The sequence below is a fragment of the Corynebacterium choanae genome (assembly GCF_003813965.1).
In the GTDB taxonomy this organism is placed as follows: domain Bacteria; phylum Actinomycetota; class Actinomycetes; order Mycobacteriales; family Mycobacteriaceae; genus Corynebacterium; species Corynebacterium choanae.
On the sequence record NZ_CP033896.1, the window covers coordinates 1,542,257 to 1,565,470 of the forward strand.

Below are 23,214 nucleotides of genomic sequence, written 5' to 3' on the forward strand. Positions count from 1 at the left end.
TGTTCGCTACACTGTCGAAACGTGACTGTCATTGATCAACTTCAACGTGTGCCAGTAATCGGCACCCAACGCAAACTCGCAATGGCGATGCTGATTGCCCAAGCCGGTATTGTCGTCACCGGCTCGATCGTGCGAGTAACCGGATCCGGGTTGGGCTGCCCCACGTGGCCAAACTGTCAACCAGGTTCGCTAGTGCCGGTCAAAGGTGCCCGCCCTGCCCTGCATCAAGCCATCGAATGGGGCAACCGGCTCCTGACCTTCGTACTGTTAGCAATCGCCATCGCCCTAGTTATCGCCGTATTTCGAGCCGGCCGCCGCCGGGATGTGAAACTTCTCGCCGCCCTGCAGATCGTCGGTGTTGTCGTACAGGCGATCATCGGTGGCATCAGCGTGAAACTGAACCTCGCCTGGTGGTCGGTGGCACTCCATTTCCTTCCTTCCATGCTGCTTGTATGGCTCGCCGCCCTTTTGTGGGTACGGGTCGCCGAAAACGATGATGCATCCCCGCAGCGGGCATATCCCCGCACCTTCCGCCTACTTGCGGCATGCTCTGCCCTGGCAATGACCCTCGTGTTGATTACCGGCACCCTAGTAACGGGGGCAGGACGCCACGCCGGTGATGCGGTCGCCGGGGAAACCAACCGCCTTGCGATCAGCATCATCGACATTGCCAATATTCACGCCCACTTTATGTATCTGTACCTGGGGCTGACCATTGGTTTGATGTTTGCACTCGTCGCCGTAAAAGCGCACCACACCATTATTCGCCAAGGCTACTGGCTCCTGGCCATGATTGTGGTACAGGCACTGGTCGGTATCATCCAGTACAACTTCGGTATCCCTGCCTGGACTATCCCAATCCACGTCGGCCTCTCCGGCGTCGTCGTCGCCATGACCGGTATCCTCTTCGCCTACGGCTACACCACCACCGGCGGCAGTAACTATCTCACCGGATCTGCCCGCGGCGATCGCCGCCGCGCCAAGCGCAGCTAGCCGACAACAGCGTTCCCTCTACCTGCCCCACCTACCGCACCCCAGCAGCGTTTCCCCAACCTGCTGGGGTGAACGCACATTTCCTGCAACAACCCCACAGCAGTGTGGCTCGCCACCGGTGTCCGCCCCGACGCATCGCTGTTTAGCCGTCGCACCCACAGCCGGTGCGCTAGCATCTTGAAACTATGCGCGCTATTTATCTCACCGCAACCGGCGGTTCGGAAGTATTGAATCTCGCTGAGGTACCGACCCCCTCCCCGCAGCCAGGTGAAGCACTCGTCAAAGTCAGCCATGCGGGAATTAACTACATCGACACCTATGTGCGGGAAGGGATCTATCCCCGAAAACTTCCCTTGATTCCCGGGTTTGCGGGGGCAGGCCAGGTGGTCACCGACACCACCAACACCATTGCGGAAGGCACCACTGTTGCCTGGTGTGACGGGTTTGGTTCCTATGCAGAATATGTTTGCGTTCCCGCCGATCGCCTGGTGCAAGTACCCGCTGAAATACCACTCCCCGTGGCCGCCACCATGCTGCTACAAGGTATTACCGCCGACTATCTCGTCCGCGACATTGGCCACCTCACAGCCGGGAAAACCTGTGTGCTTACCGGTGGCGCAGGTGGGGTGGGACTCATCGCCACCCAAATGGCGAAACAACTTGGCGCTACAGTAATCACTCTCGTATCGACGGAAGACAAAGCAGCACGCTCCCGTGCGGCCGGCGCCGACCATGTGCTCACCTATGAAGACAATGATGTGCAAGCAGTCCTTGCACTCACCAACGACGAAGGCGTCGATGTGGTCTTCGACGGCGTGGGAGCAACCACCTTCCACCAACTACTCGCCGCAGTGAAACGCCGCGGACTCTATTGTTTATTTGGTGCCGCATCCGGCCCTGTCGACCCTATCGATCCGCAGCTGTTAAACAAACACGGGTCACTGTTTCTTACCCGTCCCAAAATCGACGACTATACAACGAACACCCAAGAGTTCCACGAACGAGCAACCCGAGTCGCCCGCCTAGTCGCCGATGGCAGCCTCACCATCGATGTCGATGACAGATTCACCTTGGCACAGGCTCGCCAAGCCCATGAGGCACTCCAAGCCCGGCAAACCACCGGATCAGTAGTACTCACGGTCGCCACCTAGCACCGACCGCCGGCCAATGCCCAATGCTGCGTAGCAGGGCAACAACCTACGCGGGAGAACCCGACCAGCTATACGAAAAACCACCTCTGTGACACCGCCAGTTCGCGGTCGCACAGAGGTGGTGTTAGCTATTTGTGCCAGCACAGCGCAAAAGCAGTGCCTGCCCCTTGCACAACACAAGGGAACCCAGCAAGCTGTCACATAATCCCGGTGAGCACATCACCGAGCAGCGGCAGATTGATATATGCATCCACCGATAAGGCGACAAACACAATCGCCAAATAATTGTTGGAAAGCAGGAACAACTTCATCGGCTGGACTTCAATCCCTTGCAGCACCCCCTTGTGCAGCATGTGTGCCCGCACAATAAACCAAATCCCCGCACCGATAGCAACCACTCCGTACAGCAGACCTGCGGCAGGGAGCAGAAGCAAAGTGGTGGCTACCGTCGCCCACGTGTAGAGCACAATCTGTTTCGTAACTACCGCCGGTGGACGAACTACCGGCATCATCGGAACACCAGCGGCGGCGTAGTCGTCCTTATATTTCATCGCCAACGCCCAGGTATGTGGTGGCGTCCAGAAGAAAATCACCATAAACAGCACCGCAGCCTGCCACCATCGATGCGGTTCGCCATCAGGCAGATGATCAACGATGACCGCCCACCCCACCATGACAGGCATACATCCAGCTGCCCCACCCCACACCACATTTTGCGGAGTAGAGCGCTTCAGCCATTTGGTGTAGACGAAAATATAAAACGCGATGGTGATCATCACGAACACAGCAGCCAGCAATGATCCGCACAGCAGCCACAGCCAGAGGAAGCTGGCCACAGTCAAACTCCAGGCGAAGACCGTCGCTTGTTGATTAGTCACCGTATGAGCCGCCAAAGGACGCCGCTGTGTGCGGCGCATCTTTTGGTCAATGTCACTGTCGGCGATCATGTTGAACGTGTTCGCTGCAGCTGCACCCATCCAACCGCCGATCACTGTTGCCAGAATCAAACCCACATGGTTTGCTCCGCGATCGGCTTGCAGCATTGCTGGAAAGGAAGCCACCAGCAACAGCTCAATGACCCGCGGCTTCGTCAACGCGAAGTAGGACCTGATTGTTTCCAAGAAACTTCCTCACACCATTACTCTGTGCCATAGTCGCAGGATCCCTAGGGCGTACCGCACGTCACTGCTGCAATCTCTAGGACAACTGACTGGCTATGACCCGTGTTCGTCTATGACTTGGGGTGGCGACTGGATACGATCCAGCCGATCGCCCCGAGCCATGACTCATACACGTTATTTGTTGAAACGACTGATTGTGTTGCCGAAGTGATTGTTTCGACAACGCCTACCTTCGTGTTGGTTTATTGTCGCAAACTCTTTCACCAGGCGGGAGCTGCTGGTGCAAGGTGTCACAACAGTGTGTTCCTTATCCGCCGCAAACAACATCAGCACATCCTCTAGTATCTGCAGTATCTGCGATGCTTGAGTCCGGGCGAAAAGCTACAGGCTTCCACCATAGTGGAAACTTTCCACCGGGTGAAAGCAATGCGCGGCGAGTCTGCCAGTTGAAAAAACTTTTTCTGTTGCCACTGAGATCTTTCGCAGGACAGACCCCACGAATTCACCCCCATATGGGCAGGCTTCCACGCGCGAACGGCGACACATCCACCCCACCTACCTGCCCCTCCAGCAGATATATCAAGGCTTGTACCTTGTCGCTTCGGCACTATCGCGGGCGGCTCTGGAATTTGTTAAGCACCTCTCCCGCCAAAAATTCCTGCAGCGTTTCACCTGAACTGCCTGTTGGGGCTGGCAAACTCTGAAAGCAACGTCGACACCAGGGATCATCTCGCTGGTAGCCAACAATTCCGCCAGGCGCGAATCCGACTGTGGGCAGCAGTCGGCAGCTTGTCACATGCCGCATTCTTCTCATCACAAGTGAGACTTCCCGCACCTTGCTGCCATGCTGTCGCACGGGCAACCCTCAGAGACGATAAGATGGCTAGGACACATTTTCGTCTGCTCCTGTATCCAGCCGGATCAAGGAATAAACAAGGTAGAAGGATCACATCGTGACTGAAACCAATATTGCCGAACTGACCCAGCGCAGCTATCCCGCTGACTGGTCAGATCTTGACACCAAAGCGGTTGACGCAGCCCGTATTTTGGCAGCCGACGCGGTACAGCGCTGTGGCTCCGGACATCCCGGTACCGCCATGTCCTTAGCCCCGCTGGCATACACGCTGTACCAGAAAATCATGGTGCACGATCCAGCTGATCCGAAGTGGGTTGGTCGCGACCGGTTTGTGCTGTCTTGCGGCCATTCCTCGCTCACGCAGTACATTCAACTGTTCTATGGCGGTTTCGGTCTTGAGTTAGACGATATTAAAAACTTGCGCACCGAAGGTGCACTCACCCCAGGCCATCCTGAATATGGCCACACCAAGGGCGTAGAGATTACCACCGGCCCGCTCGGTCAAGGGCTTGCCTCCGCGGTGGGTATGGCCATGGCTTCACGCCGCGAACGCGGCTTATTTGATCCCCAGGCCGCCGCCGGCGAATCAGTGTTTGACCACTGGATTTACTGCATTGCCTCCGACGGTGACATGCAGGAAGGGGTAACTGCGGAAGCATGTTCGCTGGCAGGCACCCAGGCGCTGGGCAATCTCATCGTTATCTGGGACGATAACCGAATCTCCATCGAAGACGACACCCAGATTGCATTCACCGAAGATGTTGCGGCTCGATACCGTGCCTACAACTGGCAGGTATTGGAAGTCGAAGGTGGCGAAGATGTGGCTGCCATCGTCGACGCTATCGAACAGGCGAAAAGCGACACGGAACGCCCCACACTCATCCGCCTACGGACGGTTATCGGCTATCCTGCGCCAAATAAGATGAACACTGGTGCTTCGCACGGTGCAGCGCTTGGCGCCGATGAAGTGGCAGCAACAAAGCAAGCATTGGGATTTGATCCGCGGGTCGACTTCCCTGTTGACGATGAGCTGCTCGCTCACACTCGTAAGCTTGTTGAACGCGGCAAAGCTGCACACGATGCCTGGAACTCTCGCTTCCAACAGTGGCAAGAGGCAAACCCTGAGCAGGCTGCACTGTTTGATCGGATTAACAGCCGCACTCTGCCGGAAGACTTTGCTGCTGGTTTGCCATCGTTTGACCCAGATCCGAAGGGTATCGCTACCCGTTCGGCAAGCGAACAATGTCTGCAAGCCCTCGGTGCTACCCTGCCGGAACTGTGGGGTGGTTCCGCAGACCTGGCTGGTTCGAATAACACGGTTATCAAAAACAATCCGAGCTTCGGCCCTACCGCGATTACCACCGATACATGGTCGACTTCCCCCTACGGTCGAAATCTTCACTTCGGTATTCGGGAACATGCCATGGGCGCAATCATTAACGGCATCAGCTTGCATGGTGGCACCCGCGCCTACGGCGGCACGTTCCTTATTTTCTCGGACTACATGCGCCCCGCTGTGCGGCTTGCAGCCTTGATGGGTGTCGACGCCTACTATGTGTGGACACATGACTCCATCGGCTTGGGCGAAGATGGGCCAACCCACCAGCCAGTGGAACAGCTCGCATCATTGCGTGCGATTCCCAACGTTTCAGTGGTTCGTCCTGCGGACGCGAATGAAACAGCAGCAGCTTGGAAAGCGGTGTTGGAATATCGTCCATCACCGAAGGCCTTGGCATTGTCCCGGCAAAATCTTCCTGTTTTGGAAGGCACGAAAGAGCTCGCTACCGACGGTGTCGCTCGCGGCGGGTATGTGCTCAGCGACTGTGCCGGTACCCCAGATGTGCTGCTGATCGCCTCCGGTTCCGAGGTGCAGCTTGCAATCGCTGCCCAGCAACAGTTGCAGCAAGAAAACGTGTCCGCCCGGGTGGTATCGATGCCATGTCTTGACTGGTTCTTAGAGCAGCCAGCCGAATACCAAGAGTCGGTGCTGCCCGCCGAGGTTCGTGCCCGAGTCACAGTTGAGGCCGGTATCGCAATGCCGTGGTATCGCCTGCTGGGCGCTTTCGGTGAAGCTGTTTCCTTGGAGCACTTCGGCGAAAGTGCACCTGCTGACCGTCTCTTCGAAAAGTATGGCTTTACTGCGGAAAATGTGGTCGCCAAAGCAAAGCAGTCGATCGCAAACACGACGGTGTGCCCCGCACAATAGGGGTGATGCTCTCCGCTGCCGCTCCGGGAAGCAATCCGCTTCCAGCGGCAGCGGATTGTCCTTCCAGTTTTCAGCCTTTCGCTGTATGCGGCTGCGACTTCTTCCGCGATAGTGCGCTTCAGGATGCGGTGGGTTCATCATCACCAACCTGGCGGGCCACCGGCTTTAACTAACGCGGTTCGACTGCCGCACACCATCGCTTCGCCAGCACTATAGGTGCCGGCGAAGCCGTACTAAACTTCGTTTTCATTATTTTCAAAGGATCCTGGTTTATCCATGACTGCTATTGACGATTTACAACAACTTGGCACCGCTACTTGGCTGGACGACTTGTCGCGGGATCGCCTTGATTCCGGCAATTTAGCTGAACTTATTGACACCAAATCGATTGTTGGTGTCACCACTAACCCCGCTATTTTTGCAACTGCCATGTCGCAAGGCACTGCCTATGATGCCCAGATCGCCGAGCTTCAAGCAGCAAACTGCGCACCGGTTGATGCGGTGTATGCCATGGCAGTCGATGATGTTCGTCGTGCCTGCGATGTTTTCGCCGATGTGTTTGCCCGTACTGACGGTCGGGATGGCCGGGTTTCCATTGAAGTTGATCCGCGGATTAGTGATGATGCGGAAAGCACCCTGGCGCAGGCACGTGAACTTGCCAAACAGGTCGACCGGCCGGGGGTCATGATTAAGATTCCGGCTACCGAAGGTTCCCTTCCGGCAATCACAGCGGCGTTAAGCGAAGGCATTTCGGTCAATGTCACCCTGATCTTCTCGATTGCCTGCTACCGACAGGTACTGCAGGCGTTTGCTGATGGCATTACGCAAGCCGCCGAAAATGGCCACGATGTTTCCAAGATTCATTCGGTGGCATCGGTGTTTGTTTCCCGGCTTGATGCGGAAGTTGATGCACGGCTAGCAGCCATCGGTACCCCGGAGGCACTCGCCTTGCAGGGCAAAGCAGGTATTGCTAATGCACGTCGGGCGTATCAGGTTTATCTCGACTTTGTTGCCGAAAATCAGCTGCCAGCAGGAGCAAATATGCAGCGTCTGTTGTGGGCATCGACTGGGGTGAAGAATCCGGACTATCCCCAAGATATGTACGTGGTGGAGCTGGCCGGACCGGACACCGTCAACACCATGCCAGAAGCAACCATCGATGCGACTTTGGCAGCGAAGCGAGTCCACGGCGATACCTTGACCGGCACCGCTGAAGAATCCCTGCGTATCTTCGAGCAGCTTGGGGAAGTTGGCATCAACTTTGAAGAAGTGTTCACCAAGCTGGAACAAGAAGGCGTGGAAAAGTTTGTGGATTCCTGGGAGTCGCTGCTTGCCAATATGGAAACTCGTCTCGCTCAGTAGCCTCTCCTGATCGGTTCCGCCGGCAAGAGCCCGGCATCTTGCCGGGGTGGTTCCGACATTTATCAGGAAGCGTTGCGGCGCACCGCCGGGCGGAGTGAACTGACCGGATCAAACCGTGTCGGATAAGTTTTTTTCCTCACTGATCGGTGAAACAGTTTCCGTTCCCCCGGCTCGCCCGCTAATCTAAACACGACAACTGTCACACGGTTCCGTCACAGCGAGGAATTTCTGGCCTGCAGCACCTGCAGCATCGGTGACACCTACAACGATGATCATCGTTGCCGCTTAGCTTTGCTGCTTTTGCTTTCTTCGCACTGATGATAACCGTGTTTATCCTTCCCTGTGTTGTTGCTCTACGCCGCTGGCACAGAATTTGCGGGCGGTCTTTTGTGTGCAAACCGCTGCCTAGTGTCAGCACCAATGAGACGAGTTTATTTCCTGGAAATTTACTCTTTTTGCGGCGAAATAGTTGCCTGTGGTTTGTGCACTAGGCTGCGTAAACTCTTTTCACCGCAGGTGCCCTGCCAACCGGTATCACATCAATGATCGGAATAGGGTTTTCCCTGGCTGTATTGCAACACCAATGAATTTAAGAAAGCGAGTCGCTTCGATTATGCGCGCTTCTATGAAAGCTCTTGCAGCTGCTACCGCAGTTGCCTGCTCCCTGTCCTTTGTTGCTCCTGCTTCGGCTCAGCCACCAGCACCGGCACCTGCACCAGCTCCTGCTCCACTGCCAGGACCTGCATTTGTGTGGGGTTCTTCCACCAATGCTATTCTGCCGACGCTGCTGGCTATTGCGGCTGGTATCGGTATCGCTACACTGCTGCTGGGTGGCGCTGACTCTTCTGACAATGGATCTTCCACCAAGAGCAACTCTTCAAGCGATAGGATCACTGGTTCTTCCGGCAAGGATTACAACGATCTGTCGTCCTTCGACTTCAACGTTTCTGCAACCAAGGATGAAAACGGCACCAAGGTTGTTGTTAACGACAACGCGCAAAAGGATGGCGGCAAGTAGTTCCAGGTACGGGAATCCGCGTTACGGCTTGTGCCGAAAAACTGCCCCTTCTGGGCTGCTGGTGCAACCCCTCCCCGAGGCTTGTGCACCCTGCACCTGACAAATCTATCCCAGTGATATTCGTGGCTGCACAGTGTGAGCTGTGCAGCCACATCGCTGTTTACTGTCGAATTTTCCACGGTACGAAAAAACTGGGATTCCCCGCTTTCCAATCTTGCCTTGGGGAGTCAAGACGGCATATGCAATGCCACCATGTTGCCGTGAATCGCATCCAATGGTCACTGCCAGTGGTGGCAGCCGTGCTATAGTGATCAATTCTTCACCGGCGGATCCGTAACTGCACTTAGCCTGCAGTGATGCCCAAAGTATTACCTTTTCCTGATAGAATTACGCAGTTACCTGCTTCTGCTTCGCAAGGGTAGAACACTCACGCACTGCGATACGGTCAATTGCCTTTGACCACGATTGGTTTTTCAATACCGGTGTAGGTTGCCTGTGATGCTGGTCTAGATTGCTGCCGCGCATCCCCGAACATCACCGTCGTGCGGATTGTGTTGTCCCTTTTCCTGCTTCTTGAAGGTGCTGTGCATTCGCCGCATTGCTGCCAGTTCTACCACTGTTTTTAGGCGGGTTTGTTTCCCGCATAGTTATCAATTCTGGAGTTGTTTGTGAGTCCCTCGAAATCCGGTTCGTCACCTCAAGCCGGCTGGCGTAACCCGCTGCGCGATAGTCGTGATAAGCGACTACCAAGGATTGCAGGTCCTTCCGGACTGGTGATTTTCGGCGTTACCGGTGATCTGGCTCGAAAAAAGCTGTTGCCGGCGATGTATGATCTTGCCAATCGCGGGCTGCTGCCCCCAGGGTTTAGCTGTATCGGGTTTGGTCGCCGTGACTGGAGTCATGAAGAGTTCACTGACTATGTACGTCGCGCAGTGGAAGAGGGCGCCCGTACAGAATTCAACGCCACAGTGTGGGAACGGCTGGCCGAAGGTTTTATTTTTGTCACCGGCTCATTTGACGACGACAAAGCGTTTGACACGCTTGCGGAGACGATGTCGCGCTGCGATCAGGATCGTGGCACCGCCGGCAACTGGGCGTTTTATCTTTCCATTCCGCCGGATAGTTTCTCTGCGGTGTGCCACCAGTTGCAGCGTGCCCAACTTGCTGAAGCACCAGAGGGTGCTTGGCGACGGGTGATTATTGAAAAACCTTTTGGCCACGATCTCGAGTCGGCGAAAGCGTTGAACGCGACCGTGAACGCCGTCTTTGATGAAGATTCGGTGTTCCGTATCGATCATTATCTGGGCAAAGAAACGGTGCAGAATATTTTGGCGCTGCGCTTTGCCAATCAGCTGTTTGATCCATTGTGGAATGCCCACTATGTGGATCATGTGCAGATCACCATGGCCGAGGACATGGGCTTGGGTGGTCGGGCTGGCTACTATGACGGTATTGGTGCAGCGCGCGATGTGATTCAAAACCATCTGCTGCAACTGCTTGCTCTGGTGGCCATGGAGGAACCGATTTCACTCACCCCCACTGAGTTGCAGACCGAAAAAATCAAGGTGCTGCGCGCTACTACCCCGGTGGCGCCATTGGCGAAAACCACCGCCCGTGGCCAATACACCGCAGGATGGCAAGGCTCTGTGCCGGTGGTGGGACTCACCGAGGAAGAGGGTTTTGATCCTGCCTCGAAAACGGAAACCTTTGCAGCCTGCACGTTGAGTGTGAATACTCGCCGATGGGCAGGGGTTCCGTTCTATCTTCGCACCGGTAAACGGTTAGGGCGGCGTGTCACCGAAATTGCGATCGTGTTTAAACGAGCACTCCACGAGCCGTTTGCGGACACCATGACCGGCGCGTTAGGCAATAATGCGGTGGTGATTCGGGTGCAACCCGATGAGGGGGTGTTGATGCGTTTCGGTTCGAAGATCCCGGGTTCTGCTATGGAAGTTCGCGACGTCAATATGGACTTCTCGTATTCCGAGGCGTTTACCGAACAGTCCCCGGAAGCCTATGAACGGCTCATTCTTGATGCCCTGCTCGACGAATCCTCTCTTTTCCCCACCAATGAGGAAGTGGAACTGTCGTGGCAGATCCTCGACCCGATTTTGCACTATTGGGCTGAACATGGGGCACCCGAACAATATAAGGCCGGAACATGGGGGCCGAAATCTGCTGATCGGATGCTTGCCCGTGACGGCCGCGCCTGGCGTCGACCATAGTGTGGCAGGAATCCGCAGCGTTGCTACGGCTTTGCGTCGGCGACCTGCAGCGCATCCAACAACAGGCCCGACGATGTACAGCTGCAGTCACAGATAACGCCACCATGGTTTTATTGTTCGCCCCGTCCCGGTATCCGGTTTTTTCTGAAAGAAGAGCTCGATGATTTTCTCGCTTGCTAACACCACCACCCAAGAGGTTGCGAAACGGTTGGTGACCATTCGTGAGGAGCACGGCCAGATCGCGGTCGGTCGCGTGTTGACACTGATTGTGGTCGCTCATGCCGGTGACGATACGACGGCGATTGTTGAAGCGGTTACGGAAGCATCCCGAGAGCATCCATCGCGGGTGATTTTGTTACTGCCCGATGATGAAATGGATGCCGAGCCGACCCTTGATGCAGAGATCCGTATCGGCGGGCACGCTGGTGCTTCAGAGATTGTTGCGTTAACGATTCATGGCGCGGCGAGTGATCATCTCGCAGCGATCGTTACTCCACTACTGCTGCCGGACACACCGATTGTGGCGTGGTGGCCAAACCGGGCGCCAGCAAATGTGGCACAGGATCCGATCGGACAGCTGGCGCAGCGGCGTATCACTGATTCGCTGCACGCCGATCAGGTGCATGCGTTGACGATGCGCGGGGAACATTACGCCCCAGGGGATTCAGATATTGCCTGGTCTGCTGCTACTGCGTGGCGTGGATTGGTGGCTTCCACCTTGGATGAACCGCCACATGAATCGATTACCGCGATTGAACTTACCGGTCCTGGCAATAATCCTTCCGTGTGTTTGTGTGCTGGTTGGCTCGCCGATCGTATCCAAGCACCGGTCACCCGCATCGGCACCGATGAACCGATGGTGCCCACCAATGATGAAGGTGAAGAACTACTGCCCTACACTAAGCTGGTGTTTCATCGGGAATCTTCCACCATTACCATCCGGGTAGTAGGACCGCACACTGTTGAGGTTGCTAATACCGCAACGCAGCGAACCTCACTTGTGGCGTTAAGTCCGCGCACGTTAACGGATTGTATCGCCGAGGAACTGCGTCATCTTGCCCCGGATGATACCTATGCACATGCTTTGCGCGGACTGCACCGGGTGAATGTTGACGAAAACCATCACGAACACTAAGTCCTGTCAGGCTTGACCATGCACTTCCGGCAGCGTTGCATCTTGGATGGTTCCCGTGTCGACGTGGTCACATTAACGTTATACGACTTCTTGCAGCACTTCTGCGCGGCTTTGCCTTCCGTGTAGTACCGCAGTTGATTGCTTTCTTTTTCCCACCAGCCCGTATCTGTTTCCCTGGAGCATCATGGTTACTGTCCTTGAATTTCCTACCCGTGACGAACTTACGCAACAAGCTGCGCGTGATCTTGTTTCCGCGATTGTCACTGCACAGCACAGTGGCGGTATCGGTGGCGATCATATTGCCCGCATTGTGCTAACCGGTGGCACTGCCGGTATTGCCACCTTGGCGGCGGTGCGGGAACTGCTTGACGGCTCAGATAGCGACACTATCGACCGGGAGCGGGTGTTTTGCTACTTCGGCGATGAGCGGTTTGTGCCCCACGATGATCCGGAATCAAACTATGCACAGGCAAAAGCAGCTTTACTTGATCACTGTGGCTTGAATCCTGCGCATATCTACCCTGTGCCGACTAGCGGTATCACCCCCGCAGCGTCTGCCGCACAATATGCGGCAACGCTAGCGCGCACTGCCCCACACGGCTTCGATGTGCATTTGCTTGGTATGGGCGGTGAAGGGCATATCAACTCGCTGTTCCCGCATACTCAGGCCACCGCAACCACCGATGTGCTGGTTACTGCAGAACTCAATTCACCGAAACCCCCGGCGCAGCGGGTCACGTTAACGTTCCCGGCTATTGCTAGCGCTAATGAGGTGTGGCTCCTTGTTTCCGGCAACGACAAAGCAGAAGCAGTTGGTCGACTGCTCGCGGGGGAAGATGCTGCTGCGCTGCCAGTTGCCGGTGCCCGTGGCCGGGTGGCAACGAAATTATATGTTGACGCCGCCGCAGCGACAGCGATTAAGCACGCCTAACACCGTGAACCTGTGCTGGTTGCGTGGACAGATGTCGAACAATGTGCAAACGCCGCGATCGACGATTGCTAGAGCATTGAGCGCCTTCGTTAGCTGTGCAATCGTCTGGTGATGAACACCCGTCACGGCGATGTTGACTGAAGTCTTCCTAAAGCAACGAGCGAGCAAATCGATTGCGATAGCAACAGCGGCAGGTGCTGTCACCCTAGTGACACACTTGCCGCTGCCCCTTCGTAACCGAACCAGTGGCCGCTGCTGACCAACGCCGGTGGCGCAGCAGCATAGCTGTGTCGATTCAGGGTGAGCCGTATGCCACACCGGCCAGCCATCAAGCAATAATCGCCGGTTGCAGGCACACAGCCTGCATCACTGTCACTGCACTGTACTTATTATCGCTGCGGAATAATGACGTACATGACGAGATAGATCAGCACCTGCGGTCCGGGTAACAACATCGACAACACAAAGAGCAGTCGCACGATAGTCGGGTCGATGCCAAACGATTCACCCAAGCCGCCGCACACCCCGCCGATCATGCTGTTGGTGGAGCTGCGGTGCAGGGGCTGTTTCATGAGATCAGACATGGGTACGCCTTTCTGTGAGAAACGTAGGCTTGGAAACAATAAGATCCACACCTACGTGTCAAGATAACGTCGCCTGCGAATGAAAAGTTCCCGCTACCCGCCGAGGGTGAGCGCCGAGAATTGTAATTGCACAGCATCAGGTACCGCATCAAAACGACTCGGATCACAGGTGAAGATCAACACCTGCGAATCTTTCCCGACTTCTGCGAGCACCTGATTCATGCGGCGAATTCGCCTCCGGTCGGAATTGCCCAATGGGTCGTCGATAATCAGCGGCATAGCACTCGCATCGGAGGCAACCATCGACGCCATAGCGCAGCGGTTAATTAGTGCCAGCTGCTCCCGTGCACCATCAGAAAGGTATTCGACCTCAACATGTCCTTCGTCACCGAGTCTGCGGGAACGAATTTGCAACGACTCTTCGTCAATAATGACTTCCGATGTTTCACCGAAGACGTTTTTCGCCAGGTTGTTGACCGCTTCCGAATAGGGTTTGCTGTAGCGTTGCTGCACAAGCGATAAGTGAGACGTTAATGTGTCCACCAACAGTTTGGCCGCAGCAGCAGACCGCTCCAAGCGTGCCAGATCAAGCCTGCGCGAATCCAACTGTTGCTGAAGATCGTCATATTCGGCGGCGACTGCATCAAGCGTCGACAACCTCCCCTCTGCTTTGTTGCGGAGGGATTGAGCAGCTTCAATACGCTGTTCAATATTGTGCAATTCGGTGGTGACAGCCGCCTTATCACCTTTGATTGACTCAATTTCTTTCGCCAATGGTTCATTCTCTAGCACTGCTAAGGATGCCTTCGCCGCCTCGAATTTCGCTTGGGCTTCGGTAAGTGCTGCCTCCAGCTGGATTTTGTCCCCCAGCGCGGCCAAGTGCATAGCGGTGCGTTCCACATCGCGTTCCAACCCTTGTTTTTGCCCAATTGCCTGATCCCAGGCTTTTTCTGCGCTGCGAGCAGTCGATGCCTGTTCAACTTCCGCCTCGGCCGCTTCCAGCTCAGCTACGAGACGGCTGCTGTGTTGCTCAGTAGTATCGAGAACTGTCTGCAACAAGTTCTCAACGTCGGCTAGCTGCTCCCGGAATGACTCCGGAAAGTCGCGAGCAATCTTCTCCCACGACGAATCTGCAGCTGTGGCATCCACAATACGATCTAGCAGCTGCTCTACGGTGGCTGCATGCGGCTGATGTACCGGATCCCGCTCAATAATGGTGCGCACTGCACCGGGTGAAACCCGCAGATCGGCAATTGCCTGCAACAGCCGTTCACAACGCACCCGCGGCTGATCACCGCCATCTTCCGACTGCGCGAATCGACGCGTCGATTCCACTTTGCTGAGTTCTTGCGCCGCCTTCATCCGCTCAATGCCCAGCGCCTGCAACTCGGCAAAGGTTTCCACACCAGCACTGGCAAATACTGCTGCAAGTTCCTCTTCGATCCGCTGTTTCTCAGCCCGTCGATCACCACTGTCTCGGGGTGTGATGGTCGCGGTGACCTCGCCTATCTGCACAGTCGTCGGATCAAGTACTTCGATCGTCTTGGCATCTTCGCCGGCAGAAAGCTCAAGCGGTGCGCCATCAACGAGCACAGTAGTAGGTGTAGCCGCCTGCAACTGTAACTCTGGTGAGGCGGCAGCAATCGCTTCGCTGAGAGTTTGTTGGCGCTGCCACAAATTTTTCGCATCGTCGTACATGGTTTCAGTCACCGGATTGTCTTCGATGTCACGGCGCAGCGCCCGCTCCTGGGCAATGAGTTCTTCAATCTTGGCAGTGTCCTCGGCGGCTGCTGCAGCCTCACGCGTCCAAGTCACACTATTTTTAGCAGCCTGCAACACGGTGCGGTCGGCTTCAACGTTGGCGGTGGTGGTGCGAAGGTTCTTCTTTGCACGCGTCAACTGCTCGATGCGAGCTTGTTCTTCCTCTAACGCCTGTTGTTTTTGCACAAGCTCGGTTTCGAAATCTGCAAGAGCTTGGACTGCATTTGCGGCTACCTTCTCTGCTTCTGTGTAAGCAGTAACGTTTTCTGCTGCTGTAGTGGTGCGATGTTTTTCCTCGACAACATGCTGTTTGGCTTTCGTAATCTTGAGTTCCAGCTGTACAGCCTGTGCGGCTTGCTGCTCCAACTCAGCAAGCTCTGCTTTGGCGAGCTCCCGCTGATCCTCTGCTGCAGCGATTTGCACTTGTGCATCTTCCACATTCTCTGCGGCGAGCTGCCACTGTTGTTTCTTGTCGGCGAGTGCAGAAAGCTTCTGTTCATCCTCTTCGATGGCGTCCCGCAGCGATTTGAAAACTCTTCGCTCTTGCCCTTTTTCAGTGAAATACTCGCCTAATTCATCCTGTGCTTTCCGCAGCAGGGTGTCGTCAGTCGAGCTGTCTGCATCACCATCGGCACCGCCAAGAATCGTGGTGATCGATGCAATATCTTTCACTTTTACTTCCTGCTCCAGCTCCCCCTGGTGCACAAACAGTGCCTGCAACAGATCCCTGTCCATATGCTCGTCGAGCAGTTGCTGCAGTCGATTTTCTGCCTTGTCGTCCGTGAGTGTTTCTGGTGGATATGACAGAATTTCCAGCTTGATATATTTTTTTCGAAGATACTGCTTCTCTACCCGGAAGCGCGTCTGGCCGACTGTTAACTCAGCGCTAATAAACGGATTGGCATCTGGATGGTGCCGCTGTTGCAGCGCTTTGATTTCTTTCTTACCGCTCGTGTGCGGCGTGCCATCGAGCAATAATTGCAGACCTCGTACGACGGTTGATTTGCCGAGCTCATTATTTCCCGAAACAACTACCACGCCATGATCGGGAATGTCAGCAAGGACGAAATTGTCAATGCCTTTAACATTGCGGATCTCGAGTCGATGAATTTTCATTGTGTTCCCACCTGTTGAAACGATGATGCTAAAACGATAACTATGCGACAGTGACAAGCTGGTTGAACAAGCTACGAATTCAGCTCACTGTAGAGACGAAACAGCAGATTAATTGCATCAGTTGCCCTACCGGCCTGATCCTGTGGCGAAGCGGCAGCGATTTCATCATCGTCGCGCTCGGCGATGCTCGGCGCAGCGTTGTGTGTGTCATCGACTGCGTGTATTAATTCCTCTAAGGCGTTGCGTGCCCATCCGGGCAGGTTAAGATCATTGATCTCTTCGAGGGTCGGGGCAACTGCAAGCCGGTGCCTATTCTCAGATGGATACAGCACGGCAAAGAGGTCTTTGAGTTCGTCGAGGCGACTCGCCAACTGCGCATGCGCCGCCACCGGGGCGACCCCCTGCAGGGCGTATTTCACCACAGTGACATGTTTGTCCTCATAGGACTCGAGGAGATCCACAAACTCCGCCACATCTTGCCCATCGTTGATCTGTTTGGTGATGTAGTGCATCCGCCAATTGCTGACGGTTTTCTCTTCCACCGCCACCGAGGTCGGCTGATCCGAATGGGTTGTGATCGTGACGACGAGTGCTTTCCCTGAATTGGTTTCGCCGCCACCATCAGGAAGCCTGAGAAAGTCAGTCACTACTGGGGCGCCGCTATACCAAATGGTGCCCTGGGGGTTGAGTTTGGTTGCTGAGTGGGTATCCCCTAAAGCGACATAGCTGATGCGTTGCTCATCAATCGCCGCACTTAACCGTTGCACATCAATAATCTCGTCACCGCTGCGATCCCCAAAGTTCGTGGTGGTGCCGTGCCCAACCACCACCCGGATGTTGTCGGTTGGTTCAAGGTCTTTCACAGCCTGCCACACCGGGTCTTTGGTGGGCTTATTGCCGTATAACGGTGCCCCAATGATCTCTACCGAATCGCTCAACGTATAGGGCGTCGTCGAATCGATGACCTGCACATTCGACAGCTCCTCAAGCATCTGCCGGGGATAGGTCGTTTTCAACGGGTCGTGGTTTCCTGGCAAAAGAAATACTGGACAGGAAAACTGCCGCAGGGCTTCTTTAATTTTGGCGAGAAAATTCCGTTCAAGATGGTTGGTATCCCACACGTCGCCGGCAACAACCACCGCGTCACACTGTTCTTCCTTGGCGATTGCTGCCAGCGTTCTTACCGCATCAAGCTGCGCTTGGGTATAGCGCACCTGCGGATTATCCGCCACTTTCGACGGATCGCGGTGATAGGCAAAAAACCTGCGCGTCATGCCCAGTTGCCAGTCGGAGGTGTGCAAAATTTTCACGGTTGCCATGGGATGCCTCTAAATATGAGAGAAACGGACGGGGCGTAGAAACAAACAATGCGGGTGTAACAGGTTGTCAAGGAGACGATGTGAATGTCGCGGAAGGGTTTTCCGTTTCCGGGTCGCGCTCGATGAATATTGTATAAAAGTCCCGGAGTTGCTTGTAGGTGTCGCGTGGGGCTGGTGAATCACCCCCAAGCTGGTGCAAGATACTCAGCGTCGTCAATTCTTGATCCTTCCAAGTACGCTGATGAAATCCGGCGATACTGCTCTCCGTCCAACCGGAGAGGCTATAGCGCCTTGCAGCACTCTGATGTGTTCTTCCACGGAGTTCCGCAACACCAGCGCAAACCCATCCGTGGCGCGCAGCATGCTGCGTTTTTCTGGGAAGCTCGGCAGCATCCGGCCGGAGCCGTTGTCTGGTAGGTTTGCTCAGACCAAGTGGTGCAGGGTGAAACGGTGGTTTGTGCTGGTACAACATGGCCACACGGACAGATCCACCTGCCAGCGACTCGTCGTTTAACGCATGCCTGGCTTCCCCAGCCAGCTTCACCGCGCTGACTCCGAGCAAAAGTGGGTATCTTGCCGCGTCGAGAGCAGAAAACCACTGCCGAAAATTGCTACATGTCTTCGCTGTGGCATGCGGTAGATCTTGTCTCAAAAGCAAAGGTCGACTGACGTTGCCGCGCCTCCCGGCGGTCACCGCCCACATGCGGGCAAGCAAAGCAACCGCTAGCTGATGGATGATTCTCGCACGTGTCGCATCATCTGATGGATTCATCTCCGGTGGGGCTATCGGATCGAGATCTGCAAGAAAATCGCGCATCAAGGGGTCTTGCCGAAGAGTCGACGTTGCCTGCCACCCCCTGATGGCTTCACCCTTCACGTGCTTGGTTGATTCAGGAGCACCACCAAAACGAGCTACACGCATATAGCCGCGCAGCGCCCAATAACCAGGCACCACCCACATCGTGTCATAAGCAATAAACCCGAACTCAGAGGCCACTTCCCCTTCCGCATCGGGAAACACACGGTCAGCCACGTCGAACGCGTTGAGCAGGGTTTTCGGAGTTGATTGTGCGCCACGCCGCGGCCGCGAAGTCACCGTCTTCCCATAGTCCTCTGGTACGAAAATCCGGCTCGTCAAACGAATCAGTTGGGCGAACACATCGAACCAGACAGGACACACCAAGTGGTCGATCTCGGCGACTGTCAATGAGTCGTCCTTGGTACCAAACCAGAGTACGACCTGACCTTCGGTGGTAAACCTGGTGTGCAGCAATGTTGCGGACATAGCACTTAGTTTGACGTACGCACCGCACAAAAGGCCACACATTCTCAGCAAATTCGAACGTTAGTTTGCATTACCACTTGAAAAAGCGGCCACACAAGGCTCACTGGTGGGATGCGCCGTTCCGAGCTGCACTAATCATCAAGCGGGCTGCTGTGGCGGGGGTGTGCAACCGCCGGGTCGGCTGCACTGTGCCGACACTGCAGTGTTCAATCTCAAGTTTGTCGGCTCTGCTGTAATTGGTTGTCTGCCGCAAGGCCAGCTCGGAAGCGGCGAGCCAGTAGCCACAAGACTGTTTCCATGCAGGATTCGCCTACCCCCTGAACATTTCCAGCCCTGCCAACGACAACGAGCGGATCAGTTGGTGAAACTGATCCGCTAAGAGTTGGTGTGCGCTGTGGCTCTAGGCGTAGGCCTGCAGCAGGTTCAGCGCAATAATGCAGGCGAGCCAGATGATGATGCAGATAATCGTCACCCGGTCGAGGTTCTTTTCCACCACGGTCGAACCGGAAAGATTCGACTGGACGCCACCACCGAACAGGCTCGACAAGCCGCCGCCCTTGCCCTTGTGGAGCAGAACGAACAGGGTCATCAGCACAGCTGCGATAACCAAGATAATTTGGAGAGTTAAAACCATGAGCGTCTTTCGTCAGTACGAGTTGCACACTGCCCACCTGACCGAAGCCATCATTTGGCGGGAGTTGACCTGCGCGAAGCGATGCTGAAAACAAGGCAATAAGACAAACCTTGCTGTTGCCTTGGCTGTTGCCAAGATCGACAGAATACTACTCGCGCAGTGGCCGTCAAAGCAGTCTACCAGCTTGAACAATAAACAAGGCAATCGGTTACCCGCCGGGCGTGTCACACCTTTGGAATCTTTGCTGGAAACAGCAGAAGCAATCACTTCTGCTGCGGCTTCGACCAATCAGTCAATCAGTCCAAGACTTTAGACCAACCCGTGAACAACCTGGGCTAACAGCAGCGCACACCACCGTGGCAATAGGGGCATGAGATCGTTAATCACCTCATGCCCCGCAGTGTTGCCAGGAGTGTGAATGCCTGCTGCGCCGGCAGTCGGCGCGTTGCCTAACCCGAGTTGCGCAGTGCGGTGGACAGCCCGTTCATTGTTAATACAATGACTGCCGCAACTGAGTCATCTGTGGCACCGTCACGATAGCGGCGCAGCATCTCCTGCTGGATACAGTTCAATGGCAACAGATAAGGGAAGCGTTTCCGGGCAGAACGTTGGAGCTCCGGGTTATCTGCAAGCAGCGATTCCCGGCCGGTGATCTGCTGGAACATCTCCCGGGTAAGAGTGTATTCGTCTACGATCTGCCCATAGATCCGGTCGCCTACTTCCCTATCTGGAACAAGATTGGCGTACAGGCGCGCTAGCCGCATATCTGCTTTCGACATCACCTGCGCCATGTTTGACAGTACCGAGTTGAAAAATGGCCAGGTCGTGCTGAGTTGTTGCAGGCGTTGCAGCTTTGCATCATCACCGTCGATCCACTGCGATAATGCGGTGCCTACTCCATACCAGCCCGGCAACATCACTCGGGATTGTGACCAGGAAAGCACCCACGGGATCGCCCGCAGATCGCTCACCGTATTGGTTTGTTTCCGGGTCGCTGGACGCGACCCAATATTGAGCGAACCGATCTCAGCTAGCGGTGTGGAGGTGGTGAAATATTGAATAAAGCCAGGATCATCGTGCACCAGCGAAGCATATTTTTGCTGGGACAGTTCACTGATTGCGCGCATAATCTCGATTGCATCCCGGCGATCATCACGCGGCTCACCGGACAATAGTGAAGCCTCGATAGTGGCAGAGACAAGCGCTTCAAGATTGCGGCGGGCAGACTTGGGTGAACCATATTTCGCCGAGATGATCTCACCCTGTTCGGTGATCCGCACACTCCCACGCACAGCACCGGCGGGTTGAGCCAAAATAGCGTCGTAGGAAGGTCCACCACCGCGCCCGACTGTGCCGCCCCGGCCGTGGAAGAACCGCAAACCGATCCGGTTGGCTTTTGCTGTTGCCACGATAGCGATCTCGGCGTCATAGAGCGCCCAGTTCGCTGCAAAATAGCCACCGTCTTTATTCGAATCGGAATATCCCAGCATGACTTCCTGCAGGTCTCCCCGACCCGCCAGATAGGCACGATACTGCGGAATATCCCACAGTTGCTGCAAAATTCTGCTGCCTGCCTGCAAGTCCTCGATGGTTTCAAACAGCGGAATAATATCAATCTCGCCATGAAGCTGTCCCTGCTCATCGACGGTGATCAATCCGTATTCTTTGAGCAGCACCATCGGCTCTAGAATATCGGTCACACTCTGCGCCATAGAGATAATGCAATGCGGCACCATCGCGGAGCCGAAACGCTGCACCGCGTCGCGGGCGGCAGCAACAATAGCTAATTCCCGCTCTACTGGCTCACTCAACGCTGGCCGGTGCGCCCCAAGAAGTGGACGAGGATTGGTGCACTCGGCAAGAAGCAGCTGCAATTTCTCCGCTTCGCCCAAACCTGCATAGTCTTCGGTGACCTGTGCCTGCCGAAACATCTCGGCGATGACTTGTTCAAAGGATTCGCTATTTTGCCGCAAGTCCAGCGAGTACAGATGGAATCCGAAGGAGGCAACTGCTGCTTGGATTTTTGCCAGCCGATCATCAGCAATGAGATCGTCATGGGTGCTGCGCAGCGAACGTTCCACAACCGCCAAATCAGCTGCAAACGCGGCGGCGTCCGGATACGGCTCGTGGACGGCATACCAGCTGCCTTCGACCGAATCGGTGCCGATGAGTGCTGCCTGGGTGGCGATCATCCGGCCGCGCATACCGTGTACTGCCCGCCGGTAAGGTTCATCCACCCGGGAAGGAACATTGTTGTGGCCGCGTTCGGCAAGAGCTGCAAGGTCGTCAGTCACCTTCGTCAACCGGTCTGATAAGGACAGCTCATGTTCCAATTCGTGGAGCTGACGAGTGTAATACTTCAGCACTGTGTGCGCTGCCCGAGTGGTTGCATAGTTTACCGTTGCAGCGGTGACATACGGATTACCGTCATGGTCGCCGCCAATCCACGAACCGGGTTGGATCATTGCCGCTGGCGCATGATCCTGCCCATAGCGGTGGGACAACTCGCGATAAACATCGTGGTTAACCCGCGGAATGGTTTCCAGCAGCGACAAAGTGTAGTAGCGCAACCCGACTTCGACTTCGTCTTCGATCCGAGGACGTGCCACCCGGATGAGCGCAGTTTGCCACAGCACCGTCATGCGGCGGCGAATCGCCGTATCAAGGTGGGCTAGTTGCCCAGCGGCGCGCGCATTATCTTCCTGCCCTAACCAAGCGTGGCGCTGCACCATATAGTCGGTGATATCTTTTTGCACATCAAAAACAGTGCGGCGACGAGTCTCAGTGGGGTGTGCGGTGAGCACGGGCGCAACCTGCGGATTCACCAAAGCGGTAGCAACCGTTGCCGGGTCAAGCTGGGCTGCGTCCAACTTTGCCCAAGTGGCAGCAAGGGTGGAGTCTTTTGGCGGGTCGCCGGCGGCGAGACTGCTCAACCGGTTCGCGTCATCATGGAGGTCTTCTGCCAGATTTACGAGCAAGGCAAAATGGGAGAAGGCGCGAACCACGGTGAGTAGCTCATCGGCGCTGCGGTCGGCGATGACATCGGTGAGCAAGGAAAGTTCCCCATCACCCATCGTGATCTCGAAGGCGGCTTGGCGACAGGTTTCCACCAGGTCGAACATTTCCTGGCCTTCCTGCTCGGCAATCACCTCCCCGAGTATCCGCCCGAGATGACGAATATCTTGCCGTAATTGATCATTCACGATGGTGTCATTCACCTTCCAAGTCGGTTTTTGAAAAAAGAACTGAAGCCACCGGCACCCGAAGGAACCCGGAGAGCCCGTTTGACGCAGTGAGGTTAACTAATCGATGTACTTGACCCGATCGTTTGAGGTGTCCCGGGAGTCATCTATTCCATAGCGGCCCACCAGCAGCACTATCAGCTACCCACCGCTGCTGCAGGCTTCCCCGGCGAGCAGCGGTGATTACTGAATCAGTTCGCCGGTGGAGCCGTGCAACACGCGAAATAGGTGAAAAATGCGAAACGGTTCCACCGCCACAACACCCACCTGAGCGG

General features: G+C 55.5%; 15 protein-coding genes. 8 read left to right on the plus strand and 7 right to left on the minus strand.

What is annotated here, in order from left to right; all coding sequences use genetic code 11:
• Positions 1-81 precede the first annotated feature (81 nt).
• Both CCHOA_RS05515 and CCHOA_RS05520 read left to right on the plus strand, forming a co-directional pair.
• A complete protein-coding gene (locus CCHOA_RS05515) occupies positions 82-993 on the plus strand; it encodes a COX15/CtaA family protein (protein WP_123930886.1) in 912 nt (303 codons plus the stop codon).
• 185 nt (positions 994-1,178) lie between these two features.
• The gene (locus tag CCHOA_RS05520) at positions 1,179-2,144 is read left to right on the plus strand and encodes a quinone oxidoreductase family protein (RefSeq protein ID WP_123927945.1); all 966 of its coding nucleotides are present in this window, start codon (positions 1,179-1,181) and stop codon (positions 2,142-2,144) included.
• A 197-nt stretch (positions 2,145-2,341) separates the two neighbouring features.
• Here CCHOA_RS05520 and CCHOA_RS05525 read toward each other — a convergent pair whose 3' ends face one another.
• Positions 2,342-3,265 carry a heme o synthase gene (locus CCHOA_RS05525; protein WP_123927949.1) on the minus strand — a complete coding sequence of 308 codons (924 nt, stop codon included), beginning with the start codon at positions 3,263-3,265 and terminating at the stop codon, positions 2,342-2,344.
• A gap of 953 nt (positions 3,266-4,218) precedes the next feature.
• On the opposite strand from CCHOA_RS05525, the gene tkt reads away from it, so the two are divergent.
• The 6 genes from tkt (at position 4,219) to pgl (ending at position 12,998) form a co-directional block, all read left to right on the plus strand.
• Positions 4,219-6,327, plus strand: coding sequence for a transketolase (gene tkt / locus CCHOA_RS05530; protein WP_164472402.1), 2,109 nt, complete (start codon positions 4,219-4,221; stop codon positions 6,325-6,327).
• A 276-nt stretch (positions 6,328-6,603) separates the two neighbouring features.
• Positions 6,604-7,689 (plus strand): transaldolase, encoded by a 1,086-nt coding sequence (tal, locus tag CCHOA_RS05535; protein WP_123927952.1) that lies wholly within the window; start codon positions 6,604-6,606, stop codon positions 7,687-7,689.
• A gap of 625 nt (positions 7,690-8,314) precedes the next feature.
• A complete protein-coding gene (locus CCHOA_RS05540; RefSeq protein WP_123927955.1) occupies positions 8,315-8,707 on the plus strand; it encodes a hypothetical protein in 393 nt (130 codons plus the stop codon).
• Positions 8,708-9,375: 668 nt separating this feature from the next.
• A complete protein-coding gene (gene zwf / locus CCHOA_RS05545; RefSeq protein ID WP_123927958.1) occupies positions 9,376-10,932 on the plus strand; it encodes a glucose-6-phosphate dehydrogenase in 1,557 nt (518 codons plus the stop codon).
• A gap of 160 nt (positions 10,933-11,092) precedes the next feature.
• Positions 11,093-12,067 carry a glucose-6-phosphate dehydrogenase assembly protein OpcA gene (locus tag CCHOA_RS05550; RefSeq protein WP_123927962.1) on the plus strand — a complete coding sequence of 325 codons (975 nt, stop codon included), beginning with the start codon at positions 11,093-11,095 and terminating at the stop codon, positions 12,065-12,067.
• 184 nt (positions 12,068-12,251) lie between these two features.
• Positions 12,252-12,998, plus strand: a complete 747-nt coding sequence (gene pgl, locus CCHOA_RS05555) for a 6-phosphogluconolactonase (RefSeq protein ID WP_123927965.1) — start codon at positions 12,252-12,254, stop codon at positions 12,996-12,998.
• A gap of 389 nt (positions 12,999-13,387) precedes the next feature.
• Here the strand turns inward: pgl and CCHOA_RS05560 are convergent, their stop codons facing one another.
• The 6 genes from CCHOA_RS05560 to ppc all read right to left on the minus strand — a co-directional run bounded on the left by CCHOA_RS05560 (position 13,388) and on the right by ppc (position 22,900).
• The gene (locus CCHOA_RS05560) at positions 13,388-13,582 is read right to left on the minus strand and encodes a PspC domain-containing protein (protein WP_123927968.1); all 195 of its coding nucleotides are present in this window, start codon (positions 13,580-13,582) and stop codon (positions 13,388-13,390) included.
• Between the two features lie 93 nt (positions 13,583-13,675).
• A complete protein-coding gene (locus CCHOA_RS05565; RefSeq protein WP_123927970.1) occupies positions 13,676-16,459 on the minus strand; it encodes an AAA family ATPase in 2,784 nt (927 codons plus the stop codon).
• A 71-nt stretch (positions 16,460-16,530) separates the two neighbouring features.
• The gene (locus CCHOA_RS05570) at positions 16,531-17,778 is read right to left on the minus strand and encodes a metallophosphoesterase family protein (protein ID WP_123927973.1); all 1,248 of its coding nucleotides are present in this window, start codon (positions 17,776-17,778) and stop codon (positions 16,531-16,533) included.
• Between the two features lie 67 nt (positions 17,779-17,845).
• Positions 17,846-19,063 carry a hypothetical protein gene (locus tag CCHOA_RS05575; RefSeq protein ID WP_123927976.1) on the minus strand — a complete coding sequence of 406 codons (1,218 nt, stop codon included), beginning with the start codon at positions 19,061-19,063 and terminating at the stop codon, positions 17,846-17,848.
• Between the two features lie 400 nt (positions 19,064-19,463).
• Complete coding sequence (gene secG, locus CCHOA_RS05580; RefSeq protein ID WP_123927979.1) at positions 19,464-19,697, minus strand: preprotein translocase subunit SecG; 234 nt, start codon at positions 19,695-19,697, stop codon at positions 19,464-19,466.
• A gap of 449 nt (positions 19,698-20,146) precedes the next feature.
• Complete coding sequence (gene ppc, locus CCHOA_RS05585) at positions 20,147-22,900, minus strand: phosphoenolpyruvate carboxylase (RefSeq protein WP_123927983.1); 2,754 nt, start codon at positions 22,898-22,900, stop codon at positions 20,147-20,149.
• Positions 22,901-23,214: the final 314 nt, after the last annotated feature.

Excerpts from the sequence above, each read along its gene's own strand:
- CCHOA_RS05515 (WP_123930886.1), top strand. The coding sequence starts at position 82 with ATGGCGATGCTGATTGCCCAAGCCGGTATTGTCGTCACCGGCTCGATC.
- CCHOA_RS05520 (WP_123927945.1), top strand. The coding sequence starts at position 1,179 with ATGCGCGCTATTTATCTCACCGCAACCGGCGGTTCGGAAGTATTGAAT.
- tal (WP_123927952.1), top strand. The coding sequence starts at position 6,604 with ATGACTGCTATTGACGATTTACAACAACTTGGCACCGCTACTTGGCTG.
- CCHOA_RS05540 (WP_123927955.1), top strand. The coding sequence starts at position 8,315 with ATGAAAGCTCTTGCAGCTGCTACCGCAGTTGCCTGCTCCCTGTCCTTT.
- CCHOA_RS05550 (WP_123927962.1), top strand. The coding sequence starts at position 11,093 with ATGATTTTCTCGCTTGCTAACACCACCACCCAAGAGGTTGCGAAACGG.
- pgl (WP_123927965.1), top strand. The coding sequence starts at position 12,252 with ATGGTTACTGTCCTTGAATTTCCTACCCGTGACGAACTTACGCAACAA.
- CCHOA_RS05560 (WP_123927968.1), bottom strand. The coding sequence starts at position 13,582 with ATGTCTGATCTCATGAAACAGCCCCTGCACCGCAGCTCCACCAACAGC.
- CCHOA_RS05565 (WP_123927970.1), bottom strand. The coding sequence starts at position 16,459 with ATGAAAATTCATCGACTCGAGATCCGCAATGTTAAAGGCATTGACAAT.
- CCHOA_RS05570 (WP_123927973.1), bottom strand. The coding sequence starts at position 17,778 with ATGGCAACCGTGAAAATTTTGCACACCTCCGACTGGCAACTGGGCATG.
- CCHOA_RS05575 (WP_123927976.1), bottom strand. The coding sequence starts at position 19,063 with ATGTCCGCAACATTGCTGCACACCAGGTTTACCACCGAAGGTCAGGTC.
- secG (WP_123927979.1), bottom strand. The coding sequence starts at position 19,697 with ATGGTTTTAACTCTCCAAATTATCTTGGTTATCGCAGCTGTGCTGATG.